Annotated in this window: 18 protein-coding genes; 7 read left to right on the forward strand and 11 right to left on the reverse strand. The window is 69.6% G+C overall.

The annotated features are described in order from the left end of the window. Positions 1–12 precede the first annotated feature (12 nt). From H2041_RS10900 to H2041_RS10925, 6 genes are all read right to left on the reverse strand, one after another. The gene (locus tag H2041_RS10900; RefSeq protein WP_293412535.1) at positions 13–510 is read right to left on the reverse strand and encodes a hypothetical protein; all 498 of its coding nucleotides are present in this window, start codon (positions 508–510) and stop codon (positions 13–15) included. Between the two features lie 42 nt (positions 511–552). Next, positions 553–1,251: an MgtC/SapB family protein gene (locus H2041_RS10905; protein WP_293412537.1), complete on the reverse strand. Its 699-nt coding sequence runs from the start codon at positions 1,249–1,251 to the stop codon at positions 553–555. Positions 1,252–1,305: 54 nt separating this feature from the next. After that, entirely contained in the window at positions 1,306–2,052 is a 747-nt protein-coding gene (locus H2041_RS10910; protein ID WP_293412539.1) for a YebC/PmpR family DNA-binding transcriptional regulator, read from the reverse strand. A gap of 112 nt (positions 2,053–2,164) precedes the next feature. Then, on the reverse strand, positions 2,165–2,956 hold the full coding sequence (locus H2041_RS10915; protein WP_293412541.1) for an SDR family NAD(P)-dependent oxidoreductase: 792 nt from the start codon (positions 2,954–2,956) through the stop codon (positions 2,165–2,167). 36 nt (positions 2,957–2,992) lie between these two features. Then, entirely contained in the window at positions 2,993–3,829 is an 837-nt protein-coding gene (locus H2041_RS10920) for an alpha/beta hydrolase (RefSeq protein WP_293412543.1), read from the reverse strand. A gap of 38 nt (positions 3,830–3,867) precedes the next feature. Further along, a complete protein-coding gene (locus H2041_RS10925; protein ID WP_293412545.1) occupies positions 3,868–4,833 on the reverse strand; it encodes a zinc-binding alcohol dehydrogenase family protein in 966 nt (321 codons plus the stop codon). A 198-nt stretch (positions 4,834–5,031) separates the two neighbouring features. On the opposite strand from H2041_RS10925, the gene H2041_RS10930 reads away from it, so the two are divergent. From H2041_RS10930 to H2041_RS10940, 3 genes are all read left to right on the forward strand, one after another. After that, positions 5,032–6,195: a hypothetical protein gene (locus H2041_RS10930; protein WP_293412547.1), complete on the forward strand. Its 1,164-nt coding sequence runs from the start codon at positions 5,032–5,034 to the stop codon at positions 6,193–6,195. A 47-nt stretch (positions 6,196–6,242) separates the two neighbouring features. Next, on the forward strand, positions 6,243–6,836 hold the full coding sequence (locus tag H2041_RS10935) for a hypothetical protein (protein ID WP_293412549.1): 594 nt from the start codon (positions 6,243–6,245) through the stop codon (positions 6,834–6,836). A gap of 210 nt (positions 6,837–7,046) precedes the next feature. Continuing rightward, the gene (locus H2041_RS10940; RefSeq protein ID WP_293412551.1) at positions 7,047–7,859 is read left to right on the forward strand and encodes a thioesterase family protein; all 813 of its coding nucleotides are present in this window, start codon (positions 7,047–7,049) and stop codon (positions 7,857–7,859) included. Between the two features lie 57 nt (positions 7,860–7,916). Here H2041_RS10940 and H2041_RS10945 read toward each other — a convergent pair whose 3' ends face one another. The 5 genes from H2041_RS10945 to H2041_RS10965 form a co-directional block, all read right to left on the reverse strand. Then, complete coding sequence (locus tag H2041_RS10945) at positions 7,917–9,284, reverse strand: nucleotide sugar dehydrogenase (RefSeq protein WP_293412553.1); 1,368 nt, start codon at positions 9,282–9,284, stop codon at positions 7,917–7,919. Between the two features lie 5 nt (positions 9,285–9,289). After that, a complete protein-coding gene (locus H2041_RS10950; protein ID WP_293412555.1) occupies positions 9,290–10,456 on the reverse strand; it encodes a DegT/DnrJ/EryC1/StrS aminotransferase family protein in 1,167 nt (388 codons plus the stop codon). Positions 10,457–10,588: 132 nt separating this feature from the next. Further along, the gene (locus H2041_RS10955) at positions 10,589–12,172 is read right to left on the reverse strand and encodes an AMP-binding protein (RefSeq protein ID WP_293412557.1); all 1,584 of its coding nucleotides are present in this window, start codon (positions 12,170–12,172) and stop codon (positions 10,589–10,591) included. Between the two features lie 232 nt (positions 12,173–12,404). Beyond that, the gene (locus tag H2041_RS10960; RefSeq protein ID WP_293412559.1) at positions 12,405–12,815 is read right to left on the reverse strand and encodes a DUF2177 family protein; all 411 of its coding nucleotides are present in this window, start codon (positions 12,813–12,815) and stop codon (positions 12,405–12,407) included. Positions 12,816–12,829: 14 nt separating this feature from the next. Beyond that, positions 12,830–13,858, reverse strand: coding sequence for a cyclopropane-fatty-acyl-phospholipid synthase family protein (locus tag H2041_RS10965; protein WP_293412560.1), 1,029 nt, complete (start codon positions 13,856–13,858; stop codon positions 12,830–12,832). Between the two features lie 180 nt (positions 13,859–14,038). Here H2041_RS10965 and H2041_RS10970 point away from each other — a divergent pair, with 180 nt between their 5' ends. The 4 genes from H2041_RS10970 (at position 14,039) to H2041_RS10985 (ending at position 20,064) form a co-directional block, all read left to right on the forward strand. Then, complete coding sequence (locus H2041_RS10970; protein WP_293412561.1) at positions 14,039–15,385, forward strand: NAD(P)/FAD-dependent oxidoreductase; 1,347 nt, start codon at positions 14,039–14,041, stop codon at positions 15,383–15,385. Next, complete coding sequence (locus H2041_RS10975; RefSeq protein ID WP_293412562.1) at positions 15,382–16,161, forward strand: DUF1365 domain-containing protein; 780 nt, start codon at positions 15,382–15,384, stop codon at positions 16,159–16,161. Before H2041_RS10970 ends, H2041_RS10975 begins: the two co-directional genes overlap by 4 nt. Positions 16,162–16,315: 154 nt before the next feature. Next, positions 16,316–18,184: an ABC transporter ATP-binding protein gene (locus H2041_RS10980; RefSeq protein WP_293412564.1), complete on the forward strand. Its 1,869-nt coding sequence runs from the start codon at positions 16,316–16,318 to the stop codon at positions 18,182–18,184. Beyond that, complete coding sequence (locus tag H2041_RS10985) at positions 18,181–20,064, forward strand: ABC transporter ATP-binding protein (RefSeq protein ID WP_293412566.1); 1,884 nt, start codon at positions 18,181–18,183, stop codon at positions 20,062–20,064. The genes H2041_RS10980 and H2041_RS10985 overlap by 4 nt, the downstream gene beginning before the upstream one ends.

Below are 20,064 nucleotides of genomic sequence, written 5' to 3' on the forward strand. Positions count from 1 at the left end.
TTAAGACGGCCTTCAGCCCTTCGGCAGGCCCGGGACCTTGGCCAGGTTCGGCCGGGGGATCGGGTTCTGGACATCGCCGCGCGACTTGGCGCGGTCGAGCCCGAGTTCGGCCCAGGCGGCGCAGAAGCTGGCGGGCTTTCGCGCGTCGGCGCGGTCGGTGCGGGCGAGGCTCAGGCCCCGGCCGGCCAGCGCCTTGGCGACCGCCTCCCAGGTCTCCGCCGCCGGCAGCGGCGCGCCTTCCGCATCCTTCCATCCGGCGGCGCGGCGGGCGCCGAGCTGGCGCACGCCCTCGATCAGCCGCGGCTCGGAGAGGTGCAGGGCGACGGCCTCGCCGGGCGGCAGGCCCTTCACCGCCGACAGAAGCGACCGCGCCGCCAGATCCTCGGCGTCCACGTCGCGGAACCCGCCGGCCGCGCCGCTCAGCCCCTCGGCGCCGTGACGAAGCCAGGCGAATCCGCCGGCCCGGTAGACCGGCTGGTGCTCGGTCTCGATCCAGATCTTCACGCTCATGAGGGGGCGGTCCTTATCACTGCGGGCCGGCGCCTGTCGCCCTCAGTCCTTGCGGGGCGAGAGGTTGTATTCGATGACGCGCCCGTCCTCCCGCAGGCGCTGGGCCAGTCGCTCCACGGCGAGCCGGCCGCTGCCGTGCAGGGTGGCGCGGTACTCCACCCGGCCCGGCCCGCCGTCGCCGGCCCACAGGCGCTGGGAGACCGCGCCGGTGTGCAGGCCGAACTCGGCCATCAGTTCTCGGAAGGCGCTCTCGTCGACCGCCTCGGCCCGCCGGTAGCAGACGGCGACGTCCATGATGTTGAGCTGCGGCATGTGGCGGTCGGCCCAGCGCAGCACGCCCAGCACCACCACCGTCACCGCCGTCCCGCCGATCGCCAGGCCGTAGAAGCCGACGCCGTAGAGGGTGCCCAGCGCCGAGGTGATCCAGAGCGAGGCGGCCGTCGTCAGGCCATGGACGCTGAGCCCCTGGCGGAAGATCACGCCGCCGCAGAGGAAGCCGATGCCGGTCAGGATGCCGTGGGCCATACGGACGGGATCGATGCGGATGATCTCGTCGGTGGCGTTCTCCATCCACTCCATCTGGTGGACGGCGGCCAGCATCAGCAGGGCCGAACTGAGACTGACCAGGATGTGGGTGCGAAAACCCGCCGGCCGGCCGCGATACTCCCGCTCGAAACCGATCAACCCGCCCGCCAGGACGGCGCCGATCACCGGCAGGATGAACTTGTCGAGCGCCTCCATTCCAGGAGAACGCAGAAGGCGCGGCCGAGCTTCCCCGGCCCGCGCCGAAAGCCGTCAGCCGGCGTACTTTTCCACGTCCTCGTCGGAGACGTCGTAGTTGCCGTAGACGTTCTGGACGTCGTCGTCCTCTTCCAGGGCGTCGATCAGCTTCATGAGCGTGCCGACCGGCTCGCCCTCGACGGGCGTGAGCGTCTTGGGCCGCCAGGCGATGGCGGTGGACTTGGGCTCGCCGAGCGCGGCCTCCAGCGCCTGGGCCACGTCGGACAGGTCCTCGAAGGCGGTGAAGATGGTGTGGGTCTCCTCGTCGGACTCCACGTCCTGGGCGCCGGCCTCGATGGCGGCCTCCATGACCTTGTCTTCCGAACCCACGGCGGCGGCGTAGACGATCTGGCCCACGCGATCGAACATGAAGGAGACCGAGCCGGTCTCGCCCAGATTGCCGCCGTTCTTGGCGAAGATGGCCCGCACATTGGCCGCCGAGCGGTTGCGGTTGTCGGTCAGGGCCTCGACGATCACGCCCACGCCGCCGGGGCCGAAGCCTTCGTAGCGGACCTCGTCATAGGTCTCGGCGTCGGCGCCCGACGCCTTCTTGATCGCCCGGTCGATGTTGTCCTTGGGCATGGACTCGGCCTTGGCGTTGGCCACGGCCAGGCGCAGGCGGGCGTTCATCGTCGGGTCGGGCAGGCCCGACTTGGCCGCCACGGTGATCTCGCGCGAAAGCTTGGAGAACAGCTTCGACCGCATCGAGTCCTGGCGACCCTTGCGGTGCATGATGTTCTTGAATTTCGAATGTCCGGCCATGGGTCCTGGTTGGGTCTTGGGCTGGCTTTGAAGCTGGCGAAGAAACGGAAGCGCCGCTTCTAACGCCGCACAGGGCGCAAGGCAAAGGCCCTGCGCCCCCGGCCGGCGCCGTCTAGCGCGGGCCCTGGCGCTTGCCCACCGGGTGCGACGACGACAGGCCGCCGTCCACGGCGATGGCCTGGCCGTTGACGTAGGAGGAGTCGTCGCTGGCCAGGAAGAGGGCGGTATAGGCGATCTCCTCCGGGACGCCGGCGCGCTTGAGCGGATTGAGCTGGCCGATCTTGTCCTCGCTGCCGCGCGAGCGGGCGAAGTCGAAGACCCCCTTGGTCATGCCGGTCTCGATCAGGCCCGGACAGATGGCGTTGACCCGGACGCCGGTGCCGTAGAGCTCGTTGGCCGCCGTGGTCGCCAGGTTGATGACGCCGGCCTTGGAGGCCGAATAGGAGGCCGGCCCGGCGCCCGACCGGATGCCGGCCACCGAGGCCGTGCAGATGATCGAGCCCTTGCCGGCCGGGATCATCACCTTGGTGGCGTGCTTGATGGCCAGGAACGGCCCGATCAGGTTGATGCGCAGCACCTCGGTCCAGATCTCAGGCGTCAGTTCGAAGAAGGGGGTCGGCCCGCCGGTGATCCCGGCGTTGGCGTAGACCGCGTCCAGCCCGCCGAATTCGTCCACCGCGCGCTGGATGTAGGACTGGACGAAGGCCTCGTCGCCGGCGTCCCCGGTCATGGCCACGGCCTGGCCGCCATGGGCCTTGATGGAGGCGACGGTCTCCTCGACGGCGTCGGCGCGGTCGACGCAGACGACGCGGGCGCCTTCCTTGGCGAACAGGGCGGCGCTGGCGCGGCCGATGCCGCTGGCTGCGCCGGTGACCACGGCCGAGCGGCCTTCGAGACGTCCCATGAATCTCTCCTTCGGAATGCGGGTTCTGGAATGGCGTCAGCCGGCGCGCGCAGCGGCGTCGGCGATGGCGTCGATGAAGGTGTCGTAGAGGGCCTCCGGCAGGTCGTGGCCCATGCCCGGGATGATGCGAAGTTCCGCGCCGGGGATCGCCGCGGCGGTCGCTTGCCCGCCGGCCAGGGGCACCAGGGGGTCGGCCTCGCCATGGACGACGACGGTGGGGACCTTCAGCGTTTTCAGCTTTTCGGTGCGGTCGCCGCTGGCGCCGATGGCGCCGCGCTGGCGCTGCACGCCCTTGGGATTGAAGGCCCGGCGCATGTCCGAGAGCACGCGCTCGCGCAGGGGCGCGTCGGCCCAGGGGTAGGCCGGGCTGCCGATGACGCGCGCATTGCGCACGCCATGGGCCACGAAGGCCTCCTCGTCGGCCGCCGGGTCGGGCGCCGGCGTGTTCAGCACCGCTGCGGCCTCGGGCGTGGAGTCCAGCGTGCCGGGCGCGCCGGTGGCCGACATGATGGAGGTCAGCGAGAGCACCCGATCAGGATGCTCGATGGCGACGGTCTGGGCGATCATGCCGCCCATGGAGACGCCCACGATGTGAGCGCGGCCGACCTTCAGGTGGTCCAGCAGCCCGACGGCGTCGGCGGCCATGTCGGACAGGGTGTAGCGGTCGCCGGACTGGAACCAGGTCGAGAGGCCCACGTCGCGATTGTCGAAGCGGATCGCCCGGAACCCCCGGGCGACCAGCTTCTCGCAGAAGGGCGCGGGCCATCGCGTCATCTGCGACCCCAGCCCGTTGATGAGCAGGACGGCCGGCGCGTCGTCCGGGCCGAAGGTTTCGTACTCGATCTCGATTCCGTTGGCCTTGGCCCGGGGCATGGCGTCCTCCTCGCTTCGTCTTTTCGTTTCCGGCCCTCTTACGGGACCATCACCACCCGCCCGACGGCCTGACGGCTCTCGATGTAGGCGTGGGCCGCAGCGGCTTCCGACAGGGGGAATTCGCGGTCGATGACGACCTCCAGCTCGCCCCTGGCGGCGTCCTCGATCAGCTGCTGGATGTTGTCGTGCACGCGGTCCGTGCCGATCTCGGCGCCCAGGAAGACGCCCGAGAGCGAGCGGTTGCCGCCCATCATCGAGCCGACGTCGACCACCATGGGCTCGCGGCCCGCTGCGCCCACCATGGAGACACGGCCGCGATAGGCCAGCGCGTTGATCGAGCCCTGCAGGGTCGAGCCGCCGACGGAATCGACGACCACGTCGACGCCCTTGTTGTCGGTCAGGCGCTTGACCTCCTTCACCACGTCGTCGCGGGTGTAGTTGATGCCGTGGTCGAGGCCGAGGCGCTTGAGCTTCTCCAGCCGCTCGTCGGAGGAGGCGGTGGCGAGGATCAGGCCCGCGCCGGCGCGCTTGGCCAGCTGGATGGCGGCGACGCCCACGCCCGAGGCGCCGGCCTGGACCAGCACGGTCTCGCCCTTCTTCATGCGGCCGAATTCGAACAGGCAGTCATGGGCCGTGCCGAAGGTGACCGGGATGGCGGCGGCCTTGCGCACGTCGAAGCCCTCGGGAATGGGCCAGCAGTTGCGCGCCGGGACCGAGCGCAGGGCGGCATGGCTGCCCCAGTTGTTCACCGTGGCGACCTTCTGGCCGACCTTCACATTGGTGACCTGCTCGCCGACCTCGATGATCTCGCCGGCGGCCTGGTAGCCGACCACATGCGGATTGGTCATCAGCGGGCCGCGCCAGCGGTTGAGGGTGTCGCCGCCCTCGATGGCGATGGCCTCGACGCGGATGATGACGCCCTTGGGGTGGCAGGTGGGGTCGGGAATCTCCTCGTACTTGAGGACCTCGGGACCGCCGTTCTCGTAATAGACAGCCGCCTTCATGCGCCTTCTCCCTAATGGCTTAAAACAATTGTTTGAGGCCTGAGACTTCCCACGCGGGAAGGGCCTTCGCAAGGCGCCCGGGCCCCGGCCGGCCGCACGGGCGGTCGGCATAGTCCGTTTGGATCATGCGGCAGGCCGCCGCAGGCGTCACGACTCTCCAGGCGATTCAATCTGTTGTCCGTCGAAGGCCGCACCCCCATGCGCCACGAAACCGTCAGCGCCGCTGTGGGCGCCCTTCTCCTCAGTCTGGCGGCGGCCGGCCCTGCGTCGGCCCAGGCCGACCCCTTCGGCGCCCTTTACGCCCCGCCAGGGGGCGGCGCGCCGGCAAGGGACGCGTCGTCCGGACGGAGCGGCGCGACCTCGGTGAGCGGCGCGGTGGGCCGTTCCTACGCCAATTCCGAGACCGGTGGGGCGGTCAGCCTCGCCCAGCTCGACATGATGCCCGCCGATCTGCCGGCCCTGCCGGTGGCCCTCGACGGCGGGGCGACGCGATATCTGAAGAACCGGCCGAAGATCGCCGTGCCGGGCTACACCATCGGCTTCATCCAGGCCGCCAGCGCCAGCGCCTACGGCGCCGGCGCCGGCCTGGAGCGGAACGGCCGCGCGACCAAGGTCGCCACGCGCCTCGTGGGCCTGACCGACCAGATGGCGCAGGACCTGACGGACGAGGCCCATGCGGACCTCGTGCGCCAGCTTGAGGCCGCCGGTTTCGAGGTCCTCGACCTCGGCGCGCTGCAAGTGTCCGAGCGGATGCGCAACCTCCCCCGCTACGCGCAGCCGGTGGGCGGCCAGGGCGTCATCGACAGCCGGGCGACCAAGGCTTGGGTCGCCTACGGCCCCCGCGCCCTGCCGCCGATCAAGGGCTACGCCTTCGAGCAGGGCCTGGGCGCGGTGGCGGCGTCCGGCGCTCTGCTGACCTTCGGCAAGGCGAGCCAGGAACTGGACGCCGTCATCGTCAATCCGCGGCTGATGATCGACTATGTCGATATGGAGAGCAGCGGGCGGCGCACCTTCAGCGGCTCGGCTTCGGTGGACGCCGACCTGCGCTTCGCCATCCATCCGCTGAGCCGCATCGACTTCGTCTGGGGCAACGACCACGGCGGCGCCATGCCCGGCTGGTTCACCACCAAGGGCGCCAGCTCCCCCCAGCCCTTCGGCATCCTGGCTCAGACCGCCGACCGCTCGGACTCGGTCGCCATGCACAACGCCCTGGTCACCGTCGGCGTCAACTCGGTCTACCGCCAGAGCCTCGTCTTTGACGCCGAGGTTTCGCCCCGCCGCTACAGCGCGCTCGCCCGTGCGGCCTATCGCGGCTTCAACGCCGCCCTGGTCGCTGAAATCCGCAAGGCGCGCGGCGCATGACCCGCGCCGCGCCTGTCCCCATCCACAAGCTGTTCGGAGATCAACCCATGAAGCGCCTGCTTTGCGCCACCGCAGCCCTGCTGGCCGTCGCCGGCGGCGCCGTCGCCCAGACGGCGCCCGCCGCACCCGCCGCGCCCGCGACCCCGCCGGCCACGGACCCGGCCGGGGCTGTTCCGGCGCCGGCGCCCGCGCCCTCCGCGGCGCCTGAGCCGCTTGCCGCGCCCGCGGCGCCGGCCGCTCCGGCGATCGATCCCAATATCTATCAGGTCCTGCGCCCGGGCGACCGGCAGATGAGCTGCGCCCAGCTCGGGGCCGAAGCCAACACGCTCAACGCCTTTCTCATGACCCAGCAGCAGGAGCAGGCCCGGCAGGCCCAGCGCGCCAAGCAGGGTCGGGGCGTGATGGGCGGTCTGGCTGGCGGCGTGCTCGGCGGCGCCGCGCGCTATGGCCTCGCCCGCGGCATGGTGGGCGGGGCCTTCAGCCCTTATGCGGCCCAGGCCATGGCGTCCGTGGCCGAGTCCTCGTCGCAGGCGGTGGGCCAGGCCATCGCCCAGGGCGGGGATGTCCCCGTCGCCACCGTCTCGCCAGAGCAGCAGCGGATGAACCACCTGCTGGTCATCTACCGCGAAAAGGGCTGTTAGGAGCGTCACATCCTCTGCTGTGACGTAGCCGGGCTTGGGGGAGTACCGGCCTCATCCTGACGGAGAGAGCGCAGTCCTTGGCTGCGCTCTCATTCGTTTGCGCCCTTGCGACGGCCCTTCGCCTAGCCTTCCCTTACGGCGCCCTTTCTAGAAGCGGGGGCATTCATCGCGGCCTCCCCGCCGCGCCCGCATTCATTCGAGGAATTGCCCGTGGACGACGCTGCGTCCGTGCGCCTGCACGATTTCGACGAATCCCTGCCCCTCAGCCCCGCCGGCCCGCGCCTGTGGGACTCGCGCATCGACAAGCGCTACTGGAACATGATCGGCCCGTGGGGCGGCTGGACGGCGGCCCTGCTGCTGAAGGCGGTGCTGGCGGAGTCCGATCACGGCGGCACGCCCGTGGGCCTGACGGTCAACCTGATGGGCGGCCTGGACGAAAGCCCGCTGCAGCTCTCCACCCGCCCGGTCCGTCAGGGCAAGTCGGTGGAGTTCTGGACCTCGGAGCTTCTCCAGAACAACGCGCCTGTGGCCATGGCCATGGTCACGCTCGGCCAGCGGCGCGAGACCTTCTCCACCCACGAGGCGAGCTTCCCCGAGGGCGTGAAGCCGCCCGAGGCGATCGAGAGCGTGCCGACGCGGCCGGGCTTCTTCACCGCCATGTTCGAGCAGCGCCCGGTCCAGGGCTCGGCGCCCCTGCAGGAGAACCCCGACAGCCTCACCCGCAACTGGGTGCGCGACCATCAGGCCCGGCCTCTGGACTATGTGCTGCTGGCCGGCCTCGCCGACGTCTTCGCCCCGCGCATCTTCTATCGCAGCGCCGAGCGGCGGCCGGCCTCGACGGTGAGCATGAGCGTCTACTTCCATGCGACGCCCGGGGAGCTGGAAGCCGTCGCCGGCGACTTCGTCCTGGCCGAGGCCAAGGCCCGGCGCTTCGAGAGCGGCTTCTTCGACCAGCACGGCGCGCTGTGGTCCCGCGACGGCGTCCTGCTGGCGACGACCGAACAGCTCTGCTGGTTCAAATAGGGGCTGCCCCGTCTTCGTCATTCCCGGCACAAGGCCGGGAATGACGCGGAACAGAGATCAGGCCTTCCGCACCAGGTCCACGAAGTCCGGCGCCAGGCGGCCCACCGCGTTACGGGTGTCGATGACCAGGGGGACGGCCTTGGTCAGCGCGGCATAGTCCACGGCGTCATGGTCGGTGGCGATGACCGCGCAGTCGTAGGCCGACAGCGCCGCCTCGTCCCAGGCGATGGAGGTCATGCCGGCGACTTCCGGATGCTCGCCATTGTCGTGAACCGCGGGGATGTGCGGGTCGTAATAGTCGACCTTCGCCCCCCGCTCGCGCAGCAGGCGGATGACGTGCAGCGAAGGGCTCTCGCGCATGTCGTCGACGTTCTTCTTGTAGGCCAGGCCCACCACCAGGATGCGGGCGCCGTTGACCGCCTTGCCCAAGCGGCTCGACAGGGCCTCGGAAACGGCTTCGACCACGCGGCGCGGGAGGGCGGCGACCACGTCGCCGGCCAGTTCGATGAAGCGGGTGGCCTCGCCGTGGGCGCGCGCCTTCCAGGTCAGGTAGAAGGGGTCGATGGCGATGCAGTGACCGCCCAGGCCCGGCCCCGGATAGAAGGGCATATAGCCGAAGGGCTTGGTCTTGGCCGCGTCGACCACCTCCCAGATGTCGATGCCCATGCTCTCGAAGACGATCTTCAGCTCGTTGACGAGGGCGATATTGACCAGACGGAAGATGTTCTCGGTCAGCTTGACCGCCTCGGCCGTCTTCAGGTCGCTGACCGGCACCACCTGGGTGAGCGGCGAATAGACGGCGACGGCCATGCGCCGCTCGGCCTCGGTGTCGGCGCCGACCACCTTGGGGATCGACGTGGTCCCGAAGTCGATATTGCCGGGATCCTCGCGCTCGGGGCTGTAGGCGATGGCGAAGTCGACGCCCGACCTCAGGCCCGTCGCCTCTTCCAGGATCGGTCGGATCAGCTCCTCGCTGGTCCCGGGATAGGTGGTCGATTCCAGGACCACGAGCTGGCCGGGACGCAGGTGGCGCGCGATCGTCTTCGCGCAGTCGGCCACATAGGTCAGGTCCGGCTCGCGGTGCACGTTCAGCGGCGTCGGGACGCACATCAGGAGGGCGTCGGCGGCCGCGAGGCGCGCTTCGTCGGTCGTCGCCTCCAGGCGGCCGGTCCCGCCCATGGCGGCCACGCGGGCGTCGGAGATGTGCTTGATGTAGGACCGGCCGGCGTTCAGCGCCTCGATCTTGGCGGCGTCCGGATCATAGGCGAGGACGTGGAAACCCTTGCCGAGGAAGCCCTCGGCCAGCGGCAGGCCCACATAGCCCAGGCCCAGAATGCCGATCACCAGCTCGCGCGACTCGGCGCGGGCCTCGAAGGCTTCGGCCATGGCCTCCGGCGTCGGGCCCGTCCCGGGCGGGCGCGTCATGGAATTCATGCGTTACGGCCGGCGAAGGCCCGCACGGCGGCGATGATCTGATCCTGCACGTCCGGCTCCAGATAGGGGTGCATGGGCAGGCTGATGACGCGCTCGGCCTTGGCCTGCGTCACCGGCAGGCCGCCCGGGCCCACGGGATAGCCAGAATAGACGCCCTGCTTGTGGATGGGGATCGGATAATAGACGGCGGTGGGAATGTCGGCGGCCTTCAGGTGGGCGGCCAGGCCGTCGCGGTCGTCGCATTCGATCGTGTACTGCGCCCAGACCGAAACGCCGCCCTCGATGACCTTCGGGACCGTGACGACGTCGGAGAGCCCTTGCGCATAGCGGTCGGCGACGCGGTTCCGGGCGGCGATCTCGTCGGAGAAGATCGACAGCTTCTGCAGCAGGACGGCGGCCTGGATGGTGTCCATGCGGCTGTTCATGCCCACCCGCATGTTCAGGTACTTCGGATCGTGCTCGAAGGTGCGGCCCTCGAGATCCGACTTCACCGCCTGGCCGTGGACGCGGAGCGAGACCAGCAGGTCGTGCAGGCGCGCGTCCTTGCACAGCACCGCGCCGCCGTCGCCATAGGCGCCCAGCGGCTTGGCCGGGAAGAAGCTGGTGGTGGCCACGTCGGCCCAGAAGATCGGATGGCGCTCGTCCAGGGTGCAGCCGAAGCCCTGGGCGGAGTCGGCGATCAGCTTCAAGCCGTGCTTGCGGCAGACCTCGCTGATGGCCGGATAGTCGGCCGGCTGGCCGAACAGGTCGACGGCGATCACCGCCTTGGGCCTAAGCTTGCCTTCGCGCTTCACCACCTCGATGGCCGCATCCAGGTGCTCGGCGTCCATGTTGTAGGTGTCGGGCAGGATGTCGACGAAGACGGGCGAGGCGCCGACCAGCGGCATGGCCTCGGCGGTCGCGGCGAAGGTGAAGGAGGGGCAGAAGACGGCGTCGCCCGGCCCGATCTCCCAGGCCATCAGCGGCAGGACCAGGGCCTCGGTGCCCGAGCCGCAGGACAGCACGTGCGGCGCCTGGCCGAACTCCGCCAGTGCGGCCTCCAGCTGCGCGATCTGCGGCCCCATGATGTAGGCGCCCGAACGCACCACCTCGAGGATGGCGGCCTCCAGCGGTTCGCCCAGTCGGCGGCGCTGGGCCTGCAGGTCGATGAAGGGGATGGGCATGGCGCAAACTCGCTGCTCTGAAGGCCGCGGTACATGCCACGACGGCCGCAGTCACGCCAAACACGGATGTTTTCGCAAGGTTTCGCCGCGCCGGGGACGGCCCCGACGCGGCGTTTCCCTGCTCTCGAACACTCAAATCTGGCGGGCGCGGCCTTCCCAGTAGGGCGCGCGCACCTTGTTGCGCTGGATCTTGCCGGCCTCGCTGCGCGGCAGGTCGTCGACGAAGTCGAGCCCCCGCGGCACCTTGAAGCCGGGCAGGGCCTGGCGGGCGAAGCCGAGGATCTCCTGGGCCAGGTCGTCGCTGGGCTCATAGCCGGGGTTCAGCAGGATCACGGCGCGAACCTCCTCGCCCCACTGGTCGTGCGGGATGCCGACGGTGGAGGAGTCGGCGACCGCCGGGTGCTTGATCAGCTCGTTGTCGATCTCCTGCGGGTAGATGTTCACCCCGCCCGAAATGATCGTCTCGGCGCTGCGGCCGGTGAGGAAGAGATAGTCGTCCTCATCGAAATAGCCGACGTCGCCCATGGTGAAGAAATCGCCGAGCCTGGAGGCCTGGGTCTTCTTCTCGTCCTTGTAGTACTGGAAGCCGCCGCCCGGGGGCAGCTGGTGGTAGATGGTGCCCGGAACGCCGTTGGGGCAGTCGTTGCCCTCTTCGTCGATGATCCGGACCTGCAGCAGGGCCGGACGCTTGCCGACGCTGCCCGGCTTCTTCAGCCACTCCTCGGAGGAGATGGCGAAGCCCGCCCCGCCTTCCGAGCCGGCGTAGTATTCCGACAGCACCGGGCCGAACCAGTCGATCATGGCCATCTTCACCTCGGGCGGGCAGGGCGCCGCGCCGTGGACGATGTAGCGGACATGGTCGACGGGATACCTGGCCTTCACCTCGGCCGGCAGGTCCAGCAGGCGCTGGAACATGATCGGCACCAGGTGCAGGTGGGTGACCTTCCTCTCCGAAATCGTCCGCAGGACGAGCTCGGAGTCCCACTTGTCGATGAAGACGAGGGTCGAGCCGGTGCCCATGGCCGCGCGCACGTCGAAGGCGAGCGGAGCGGCGTGGTAGGCGGGGCCGGCGCAGAGCTGGATGGAGGTCGCGTCATAGCCGCGGCCGGCCAGGACGTTGGCCGGCGTGACCACGGGGTTGGGCCGGAAGACGCCCTTGGGACGGCCGGTGGTGCCCGAGGTGTACATCATCTGGTTGCCCAGGACCGGGTCGGCGATGTCGCCGCCGTCGAGGGGCGCGAGGGCGGCGTCGTAGTCCTGGAAGCCCTCGATCGGCCCGCCGACGGCCAGCTTCAGGACCAGGTTGTCGCACTGCTTGGCCGCGACCGCCACGGCGGCGACGCGGGCGTCGCCGACCAGCACCTTCGCCTCGCAGTCGTTGATGATGTAGGCGATCTCATCGGCGGTCAGGTGCCAGTTGACGGGCGTGATGCGGACGCCCGTGCGCATGGTGGCGGAGAGGACTTCGACGAATTCGGCGCGATTGGAGCAGACGAGCGCCAGGGAATCGCCCGGCTCAAGGCCGTGCTGACGGAAGAGGCGGGCGAGCTTGTTGGCGTTGGCGTTGACCTCGGCGAAGGTCTTCTCGCGGCCGGACGGATCGACGACCGCCACCTTGTCGGGCTGGACGTCGGCCCAGACGGCCATGGTCATGCCGGTCACGGCCGCCTCGTTCAGACGGTCTTCCAGACCCACGCGCTCTTTCAAATCTTCCATCAAATTCCTCCCCGCGGCCGCTGGCCGGCGGACCCGGGGGCGGACGCGTTAGCATTATCGTTGGCGGCGGCCGTTTTTGTCGGAGGACGCAGACGCAATATGCCTGCGGCGCCCCCGGGCCATCCTTGCTCCTACAATGGCAGCGGAATTCCGCGACGACAACGCCGCCCGATCCGAACGGCGGCCGGATCGGGCTGAGAATCTGACGGGTCTGCTGAAACCGAACTGCGACTCAGAAGGCGCGTTCGCCCCAGCGCATGGCGAAATAGCCGGCGACTGCGGAGACGGCGGTGAGAAAGGTCCCCCAGGCGATGTCGGCCACGCTGATCTTGGTCGACCAGACCTTGAGCACCGCCTGGCTGGTCAGGTCGTAGGTGGCGTAGCAAAGGAAGCCCAGCACCGCGCCGGTGAACAGGGCGCGGGTCCATTCCCCCTCCCGGACGGCCGGCGTGACGGCCAGGATCATGACGCCGGCGATGTAGATGACGTAGAAGGCGATCGCCGGCGCGAGGGCGAACTCCTCGGCCAGGACGGGATCAAGGGTCGGGCGGTAGAGCCGCGGGCCGACGGTGCTGAGCCAGACGGCGTCGACGATGGCGAAGGCGAGGCCCGTTCCCAGGTAGCCGATGACGTATTTGAGCATGGTCTTGAGGCTCCTCAGGCGACCGGTTTCAGGCGGTAATGGCTGACGCCCCACTCGTCCCCGCCGCGGTGGCCGAAGAGCCCGGCCGTGGCGAGGAAGAAGAGCCGCCAGCGCCGACGCCAGAGCGGTGCGGCGTCGCCGTAGACGTCGGCCAGAACGGCCCGGATGGCGGCGTCGTTGCGGTCGAAATTCTCCAGCCAGTCCAGCGCCGTGCGCTGGTAGTGTCGCCCCGACCAGCGCCAGTCGGCCTCCACCTCGAACAGGTCCGGGAACTGCCGCATCAGACCGTGGCTGGGCATCACCCCGCCGGAGAAGAAGTGGTGGGCGATCCAGTCGGCCTCGTCCTCGACGTCGAAGCGGTAGGGCGTGGCCGCGTGGGTGAAGACGTGGATGAAGGCGCGGCCGTCGGGCTCCAGCCAGCTCCGCGTGCGGTCCAGCAGGGCGCGCCAGTTGGCCATGTGCTCGAACATCTCCACCGAAACGACCCGGTCGAAGCGGCGCCGCGCGTCGAAGTCGTTCATGTCGGCGGTCACGACGGTCAGGTTCGTCAGGCCCGCCGAGCGGGCGCGGGCGCGGATGAAGTCCCCCTGGCTGGCCGAATTCGAGACCGAGGTGATCTGCGCCTTGGGCAGGGCGCGCGCCATCCACAGGCTCAGCGAGCCCCATCCGCAGCCAAGCTCCAGGATCGTCTGGCCGTCGCGCAGATCGGCGTGGGCGGCGGTCTCGGACAGGGCGTTCTCCTCCGCCGCGGCCAGGGTGTCGACGCCCTCGCCATAGAGGCAGCTGGAGTACTTCAGCTGCGGCCCAAGGACCTTCTCGAAGAAGGCGGCCGGCAGTTCGTAGTGCTGCTCGTTGGCCGCCTGGACGTGCTCGGCGATGGGCCGGGCGGCCATCTCCCGCGCGAAGACGGCCTCTGCGTCCGGCGGAGCGGCGTTCAGCTGCCGCCGGGCGTTGGCCACCAGGAAGTCGATGGCCGCGCGCCGCATGGCGTCGGGCAGGGGCGCCCCTTCGAACGCCTGGATCGTCGAACTGATGAAGCTCATGGGCGCGGTCCCTCGCATGGCGGATCAACGGCCAAGCCGGTCGTTGCCTTCCCGGTACGCGGCGGCCGAGCCTTCGGATGCGAAGCCTGCGGCTGCATCCGGCCCCGCACTCGCCCCGTACAGCTTCACACCGCAGGCGCCGCTCCGGCGCCCGCCCGCAGAAGATCTTGAGGAGACTCCGTGCGCCCAGACCGTTCAACCCGCCCCTTGCGGATCGCCGTCGTGGGCGGGGGCATCTCCGGCCTCTCCGCAGCCTGGCTGCTTTCGCAACGCCACGAGGTGGTCCTGTTCGAGGGCGACGGCCGGCTGGGGGGGCACGCCAACACCGTCCAGGCGCCGGACGGGGCGGGCGGCCAGACGCCCGTGGACACGGGCTTCATCGTCTATAACGAGGAAAACTACCCCAACTTCACGGCCCTGCTGGCGCATCTGCGCGTGCGGACGCTCGACGCCGACATGGCGCTCAGCGTCTCTCTGGACGACGGCGCGTTCGAGTACTCGTCGGGCTCGCTGTTCGCGCAGCGGCGGAACTTCTTCAGCGCGCGCTTCTGGCGCATGCTGCGCGACGTCACCCGCTTCTACCGCCATGGCCCCCGGGACATCGCCGCCCTCGAGGGGCCCCTGACCAGCCTGGACGACTATCTGAAGCAGAAGGGCTACTGCCAGGCCTTTCGCGACGACCACCTTCTGCCGCAGGCCGCCGCCATCTGGTCGACGCCGCTCTCGGCCATCCGGGACTATCCGGCCGCAGCCCTGATCCGCTTCTTCCAGAACCACGGCATGATGCGCATCTTCGGCCGCGGCCTCTGGCGGACGGTGGAGGGCGGCAGCCGCGCCTATGTGGAGAAGCTCGCCGAGGCGTTCTGGGGCGAGACGCGCACCGGCGCCCGCGTGGCCGGCGTTCGCCGCACGCCGCACGGCGCCGAGGTCCGGCTGGCCGGCGGCGAAGTGGAGCGGTTCGATCACGTGGTCATCGCCACCCATGGCGACCAGGCGCTGGCCCTGCTGGACGATCCCTCGCCCGAGGAGCGGCGAATCCTCTCGGCCTTCCGCTACACGCGCAACCTGGCGGTGCTGCATTCGGACCGCCGCCTGATGCCCAAGCGCCGCGCCGCCTGGACGAGCTGGAACCACATCGGAAAGCGCAGCGCGCCCGAGGAGGGCTGCGTCACCTACTGGATGAACCGCCTCCAGAGCCTGCCGGCGAAGCCGGAGCTGTTCGTCACGCTGAACCCGACACGCGACATCGCGCCCGAGGCGGTCGTCCGCACCGACGTCTACGACCATCCCCTGTTCGACGCCGGCGCCATCGCCGCCCAGGACGAGCTCTGGTCCCTGCAGGGGGTGCGCAGCACCTGGTTCTGCGGCTCCTATTTCGGGCACGGCTTCCACGAGGACGGCCTGCAGTCGGGCCTGGCCGTCGCCGAGCAGCTCGGCGGCGTGCGGCGGCCCTGGAGGGTCGCCGACGAGTCGGGCCGCATCCGCCTGCCGAGGACGCAGGTCGATCCGGTGAGCGTCGCCGCGTGAGGAGCGGCCTCTATCCCGGCCTGGTGACGCACGCGCGGTTCAAGCCGCGGCGTCACGTGCTGCGCTACCGCATCTTTATGCTGCTCGCCGACCTGGACGAGGTCGAAACCCTGTCGCGCAGGCTCAGGGTCTTCGGCTTCGACCGGGCCGCGCCCTTGTCGCTGCAGACCCGAGACCACGGCGACGGCTCGCCCGCCCCGCTGAAGTCGCAGGTGGAGCGCCACCTGGCCGCCGCCGGCCTCGGCCATGGCGGGCCCATCCAGGTGCTCTGCATGCCCCGCGTGTTCGGCGGCGTCTTCAATCCCCTGACCGTCTACTTCTGCCACGGGCCGGACGGGCGGCTGAGCGCCATCCTCTACGAGGTCAACAACACCTTCGGCGAGCGGCACAGCTATCTGATCCCGGCGCCGGAGGCGGCCTGCGCGGACCTGGTGGAGCAGGGGGCGGACAAGGCCTTCTTCGTCTCGCCCTTCATGGACATGGACCTCCGCTACGCCTTCCGCATCCAGCCGCCGGGCGAGGCGGTTTCGGTGGGCGTCGAGGTGTCCGACGGCGAGGGGCCGGTGCTGTCGGCCGCCTTCGCAGGCCGGCGGCGGCCCCTGACCGACCGGGCCCTGGCGGGCGCCGTCCTCAGCCACCCCTGGATGATCCTCGGCGTCATGGCCGCCATCCACTGGGAAGCGCTGAAGATCTGGCTGAAGGGCGAGCGCCTGCGGCCCCGTCCGCCCCGGCCGAAAGCCCCTGTCACGGTGGCCTGGCCAAAGCCTGTGAGTTGATCGCAGGCGACCGCGCTTGTCGGTCCTTCTCGGGCCCGCGCAAGGCACGAACCGTCACGTAGACGGACTATCTGACGCCGGCGTCAAAAGGGGGCTGGCGCGACCCCTGGTGGCGCCCCATGATGTCCGCCATACCAGAATTGGACATTTTCAGATGAGTGTTTCACGCCCCTCCCTGCGGGGTGCGGCGGAGGATTCTGCGTCGATCGACATGTCGGCGGCGCCCAGGGTCCTGCGCCGGATCATCGGTCTCGCCTTGCGCTATCGCGGCCTTACGGCGCTGGCCATCGGATGCTCGATCGGCGCGGCCCTCTTCAGTCTGACCCTGCCCAAACTCTTCGGCCACGCGGTCGACCAGGCCCACCAACTGCTGACCGGCGGGGCGGCGACCGCCGAGGCGGCGCAGGACGCGCTCCTCACCACCGCCCTGCTGGTGATCGGCGCGGCCAGCCTGAGGGGCCTGCTCACCGGCTATGGCGGCTATGTGGCCGAACAGGTGAGCCAGAAAGTGGCCTACGACCTGCGCCTGGCCTTCTTCCAGCAGCTGCAGCGGCTCTCCTTCGGGTTCCACGACAAGATCCATTCCGGCGACCTGATCACCCGCGGCATGCTGGATCTTGAGGGGACGCGCGCCTTCATCCAGGGCGGCATGATGCAGAGCCTGACGCTGGTCATGCTGCTGTCGGTCGCCTCCTTCATGATGTTCGCCACCAACCCCGTCATGGCGGTGATGGCGCTGGCCTTCGTGCCCATCGCCGGCTGGGCGCTGGCCCGCATGGGCGTCCTGCTCCGCGTCACCTGGCTGCGCGTGCAGCAGCTGATGTCGGTCCTGACGCTGACCATGGAGGAGAACCTCCAGGGCATCCGCGTGGTGCGCGCCTTCGCCGCCAAGGCCTTCGAGATGGGGAAGTTCGACAAGGCGGCGAACGACGCCCTGCAGTACTCCTTCAAGCGCATCACCCTGCGTTTCCGCGCGGTGACGGCCATGACGCTGAGCTACTACGGCTCCATGGCCCTGCTGCTCTGGTATGGCGGCCACCAGGTGATCGACGGGGCCATGTCGGTGGGCCGGCTCACCGAATTCCTGACCTATATGACCCTGCTGCAGGCGCCGATCCGGCAGATCGCCATGATCTTCGCCTCGGCCGCACGGGCGACCTCGTCCGGCGGCCGGGTGTTCGAGGTCCTGGACCTGGCGCCCGGCATCGCCGACGCGCCGGGCGCGCAGCCGCTGAAGGCCGGCGAGGGCGTCCTGCGCTTCGAGCATGTGGACTTCGCCTATGACGAGGGGCGGCCCGTCCTGCGCGACGTCAGCTTCGAGGTCCGGCCGGGCCAGACCCTGGGCGTCGTGGGCGCGCCGGGCAGCGGCAAGTCGACCATCGCCAACCTGATCCCCCGCTTCTACGACGTCACCGGCGGCAGGATCACCATCGACGGCCAGGACATCCGCGAGGTGACGCTCGCCTCCCTGCGCCAGTATGTGGGTCTGGTGCAGCAGGAAGCCTTCCTGTTCGACACCACCGTGACCAACAACGTCGCCTATGCCGATCCCTGGGCCGAGGAGGACCGCATCGTCGGGGCCGCCCGCACGGCCCAGCTGCACGACTACATCGCGGGCCTGCCGACCGGCTATTCGACGCGGGTGGGCGAGCGGGGCGTGGCGCTCTCGGGCGGTCAGCGCCAGCGGATGTCCATCGCCCGCGGCGTGGTGCCGGGGCCGGGCGTCATGATCTTCGACGACTCCACCGCCGCCATCGACGCGGTGACCGAGCGCAAGGTGCGCGAAGCCCTGGCCAGCGCCACCAGGACCAAGGCGACGATCATCATCGCCCACCGCCTGTCCTCCCTGATGCACGCCGACCAGATCGTGGTGCTGGACGAGGGGCGGGTGGTGGAGCGCGGCACGCACGCCGAACTGGTCGCGCGCGGCGGCGCCTATGCCGATCTCTACGCCTTGCAGACCAAGGCCGATCCCGGCCTGCCGGAGGAAGCGCCGGCCAGCCGCCAGGAGGAACGGGCGTGAGCGACTTCGTCTTCGACCGCGGCTCCGACGACCCGGCCCAGGCGCCGCGCCGGCCGCGCGCCACCCTCGGCAGCGACGACGCCGAGGAGATCTTCGCCTCCATCGATCCGAAGATCCTCGGCCGCTTCCTGGACTATCTGAAGCCGCACAAGAGCTTCGCCATCGGCGCCCAGGTCGCCGTGCTGATCTCGGCCGCCACGGCGATCACCATTCCCTATCTGATCGGCCAGGCGGTCAACGCCTCGGTGGGCGGCGGCGACGGGGACCGGCTGGACCTCATCATCATGGCCTTCGTCGCCGTGGTGATCCTGAACGCCGGAGCCTTCTTCCTGGAGCAGTGGATGAGCGCGCGGCTCGCCCAGCGGGTGATCTTCGACGTCCGCCGCTCCATGTTCGCCCACTTCCAGGACGTGTCCCTGTCCTTCATGGACAAGACCCATGTGGGCCGGATCATGGCGAGGCTGCAGGGCGACGTGAACGCCCTGCAGGAATTCCTGGAAAGCACCACCGGCGCCGTCGGCGACATCGCCCTGCTGATCGGCATCACGGTGGTGCTGCTGTCCATGGACCTGCAGCTTGGCCTGCTGACCCTGACGGTGATCCCCGCCCTGATCGTGGTGCGGGCCATCTGGCTGCCGTTCTCGAAGAAGACCTTCCGGGAGGCGCGCGACGCCTCCTCCACCGCCAACAGCGCTCTGGCCGAAAACATCAACGGCGTGCGCACCGTGCAGGAGAGCCGGCGGGAGGCGCTCAACTTCGAACTCTACGAGGAGAAGGCGCGGGAGAACCTCAAGGCCCAGACCAATTCCGCGGCCATGACCCAGGTCATGGTTCCGACGGTCGACGTGCTGACCGGCTTCGCCATGGCCATCGTCATCGTGGTCGGCGGCAATGCGGTGCTCGGCGGCCGGCTGGACGTGGGCGTCATGGTCGCCTTCATCTTCTACGTGCAGCGCTTCTTCGATCCGGTCCGCATGCTGTCGATGCAGTACACGATCATGCAGCGCGCCATGGCGGCGGGCCATCGCATCTTCGAGGTGCTGGACGTGCCCGTGACCATCCAGGACAAGCCGGACGCCGAACCTCTGGGCGATGTCGAGCCGACGGTGGAATTCCGCAATGTCACCTTCGGCTACGACCCGGCGCGGCCGGTGCTGCACGATGTCAGCTTCACCGTGAAACCCCGCGAGGTCGTCGCCCTGGTGGGGCCGACGGGCTCGGGCAAGACCAGCATCATCGCGCTCGCCCACCGCTTCTACGAGGTCGACCAGGGCCAGGTCCTGGTCGGCGGCCGCGACGTGCGCGACGTGACGCTCGACTCCCTCGGCCGGAAGATCGGCATGGTGCTGCAGGAGCCCTTCCTGTTCACGGGCACGATCGAGGAGAACATCCGCTACAACACCGAAGGGGCCACCCGGGAAGACGTCGTCGCCGCGGCCAAGGCGGTTTCGGCCCACGACTTCATCATGCGGCTGCCCGAGGGCTATGCGACGCCGCTCGGTCAGCGCGGACGCAACCTCTCGCTCGGCCAGAGGCAGCTGATCTCCTTCGCCCGCGCCCTGGTCGCCGACCCGCAGATCCTGATCCTCGACGAGGCGACGGCCAACATCGACTCCTTCACCGAACTGGCCATCCAGAAGGCGCTGAAGGTGCTGTTCGCCGGCCGCACCTGCATGGTGATCGCCCACCGCCTGGCCACCATCCGCGACGCCGACAAGATCATCGTCCTGCAACAGGGGCGCATCATCGAGCAGGGCTCGCACGAGGTGCTGATGCGGAACGGCGGCCTCTACGCCCGTCTCTACGCCTCCGCCCACGCCTCCTTCGACGACGCCCAGGTCGCCGAGACGGGCGATGCGGAGTTCGCCACCCGAACCTAG

Origin of the sequence: Phenylobacterium sp., assembly GCF_013911965.1 — a bacterium.
Classification (GTDB): Bacteria; Pseudomonadota; Alphaproteobacteria; order Caulobacterales; family Caulobacteraceae; genus Phenylobacterium.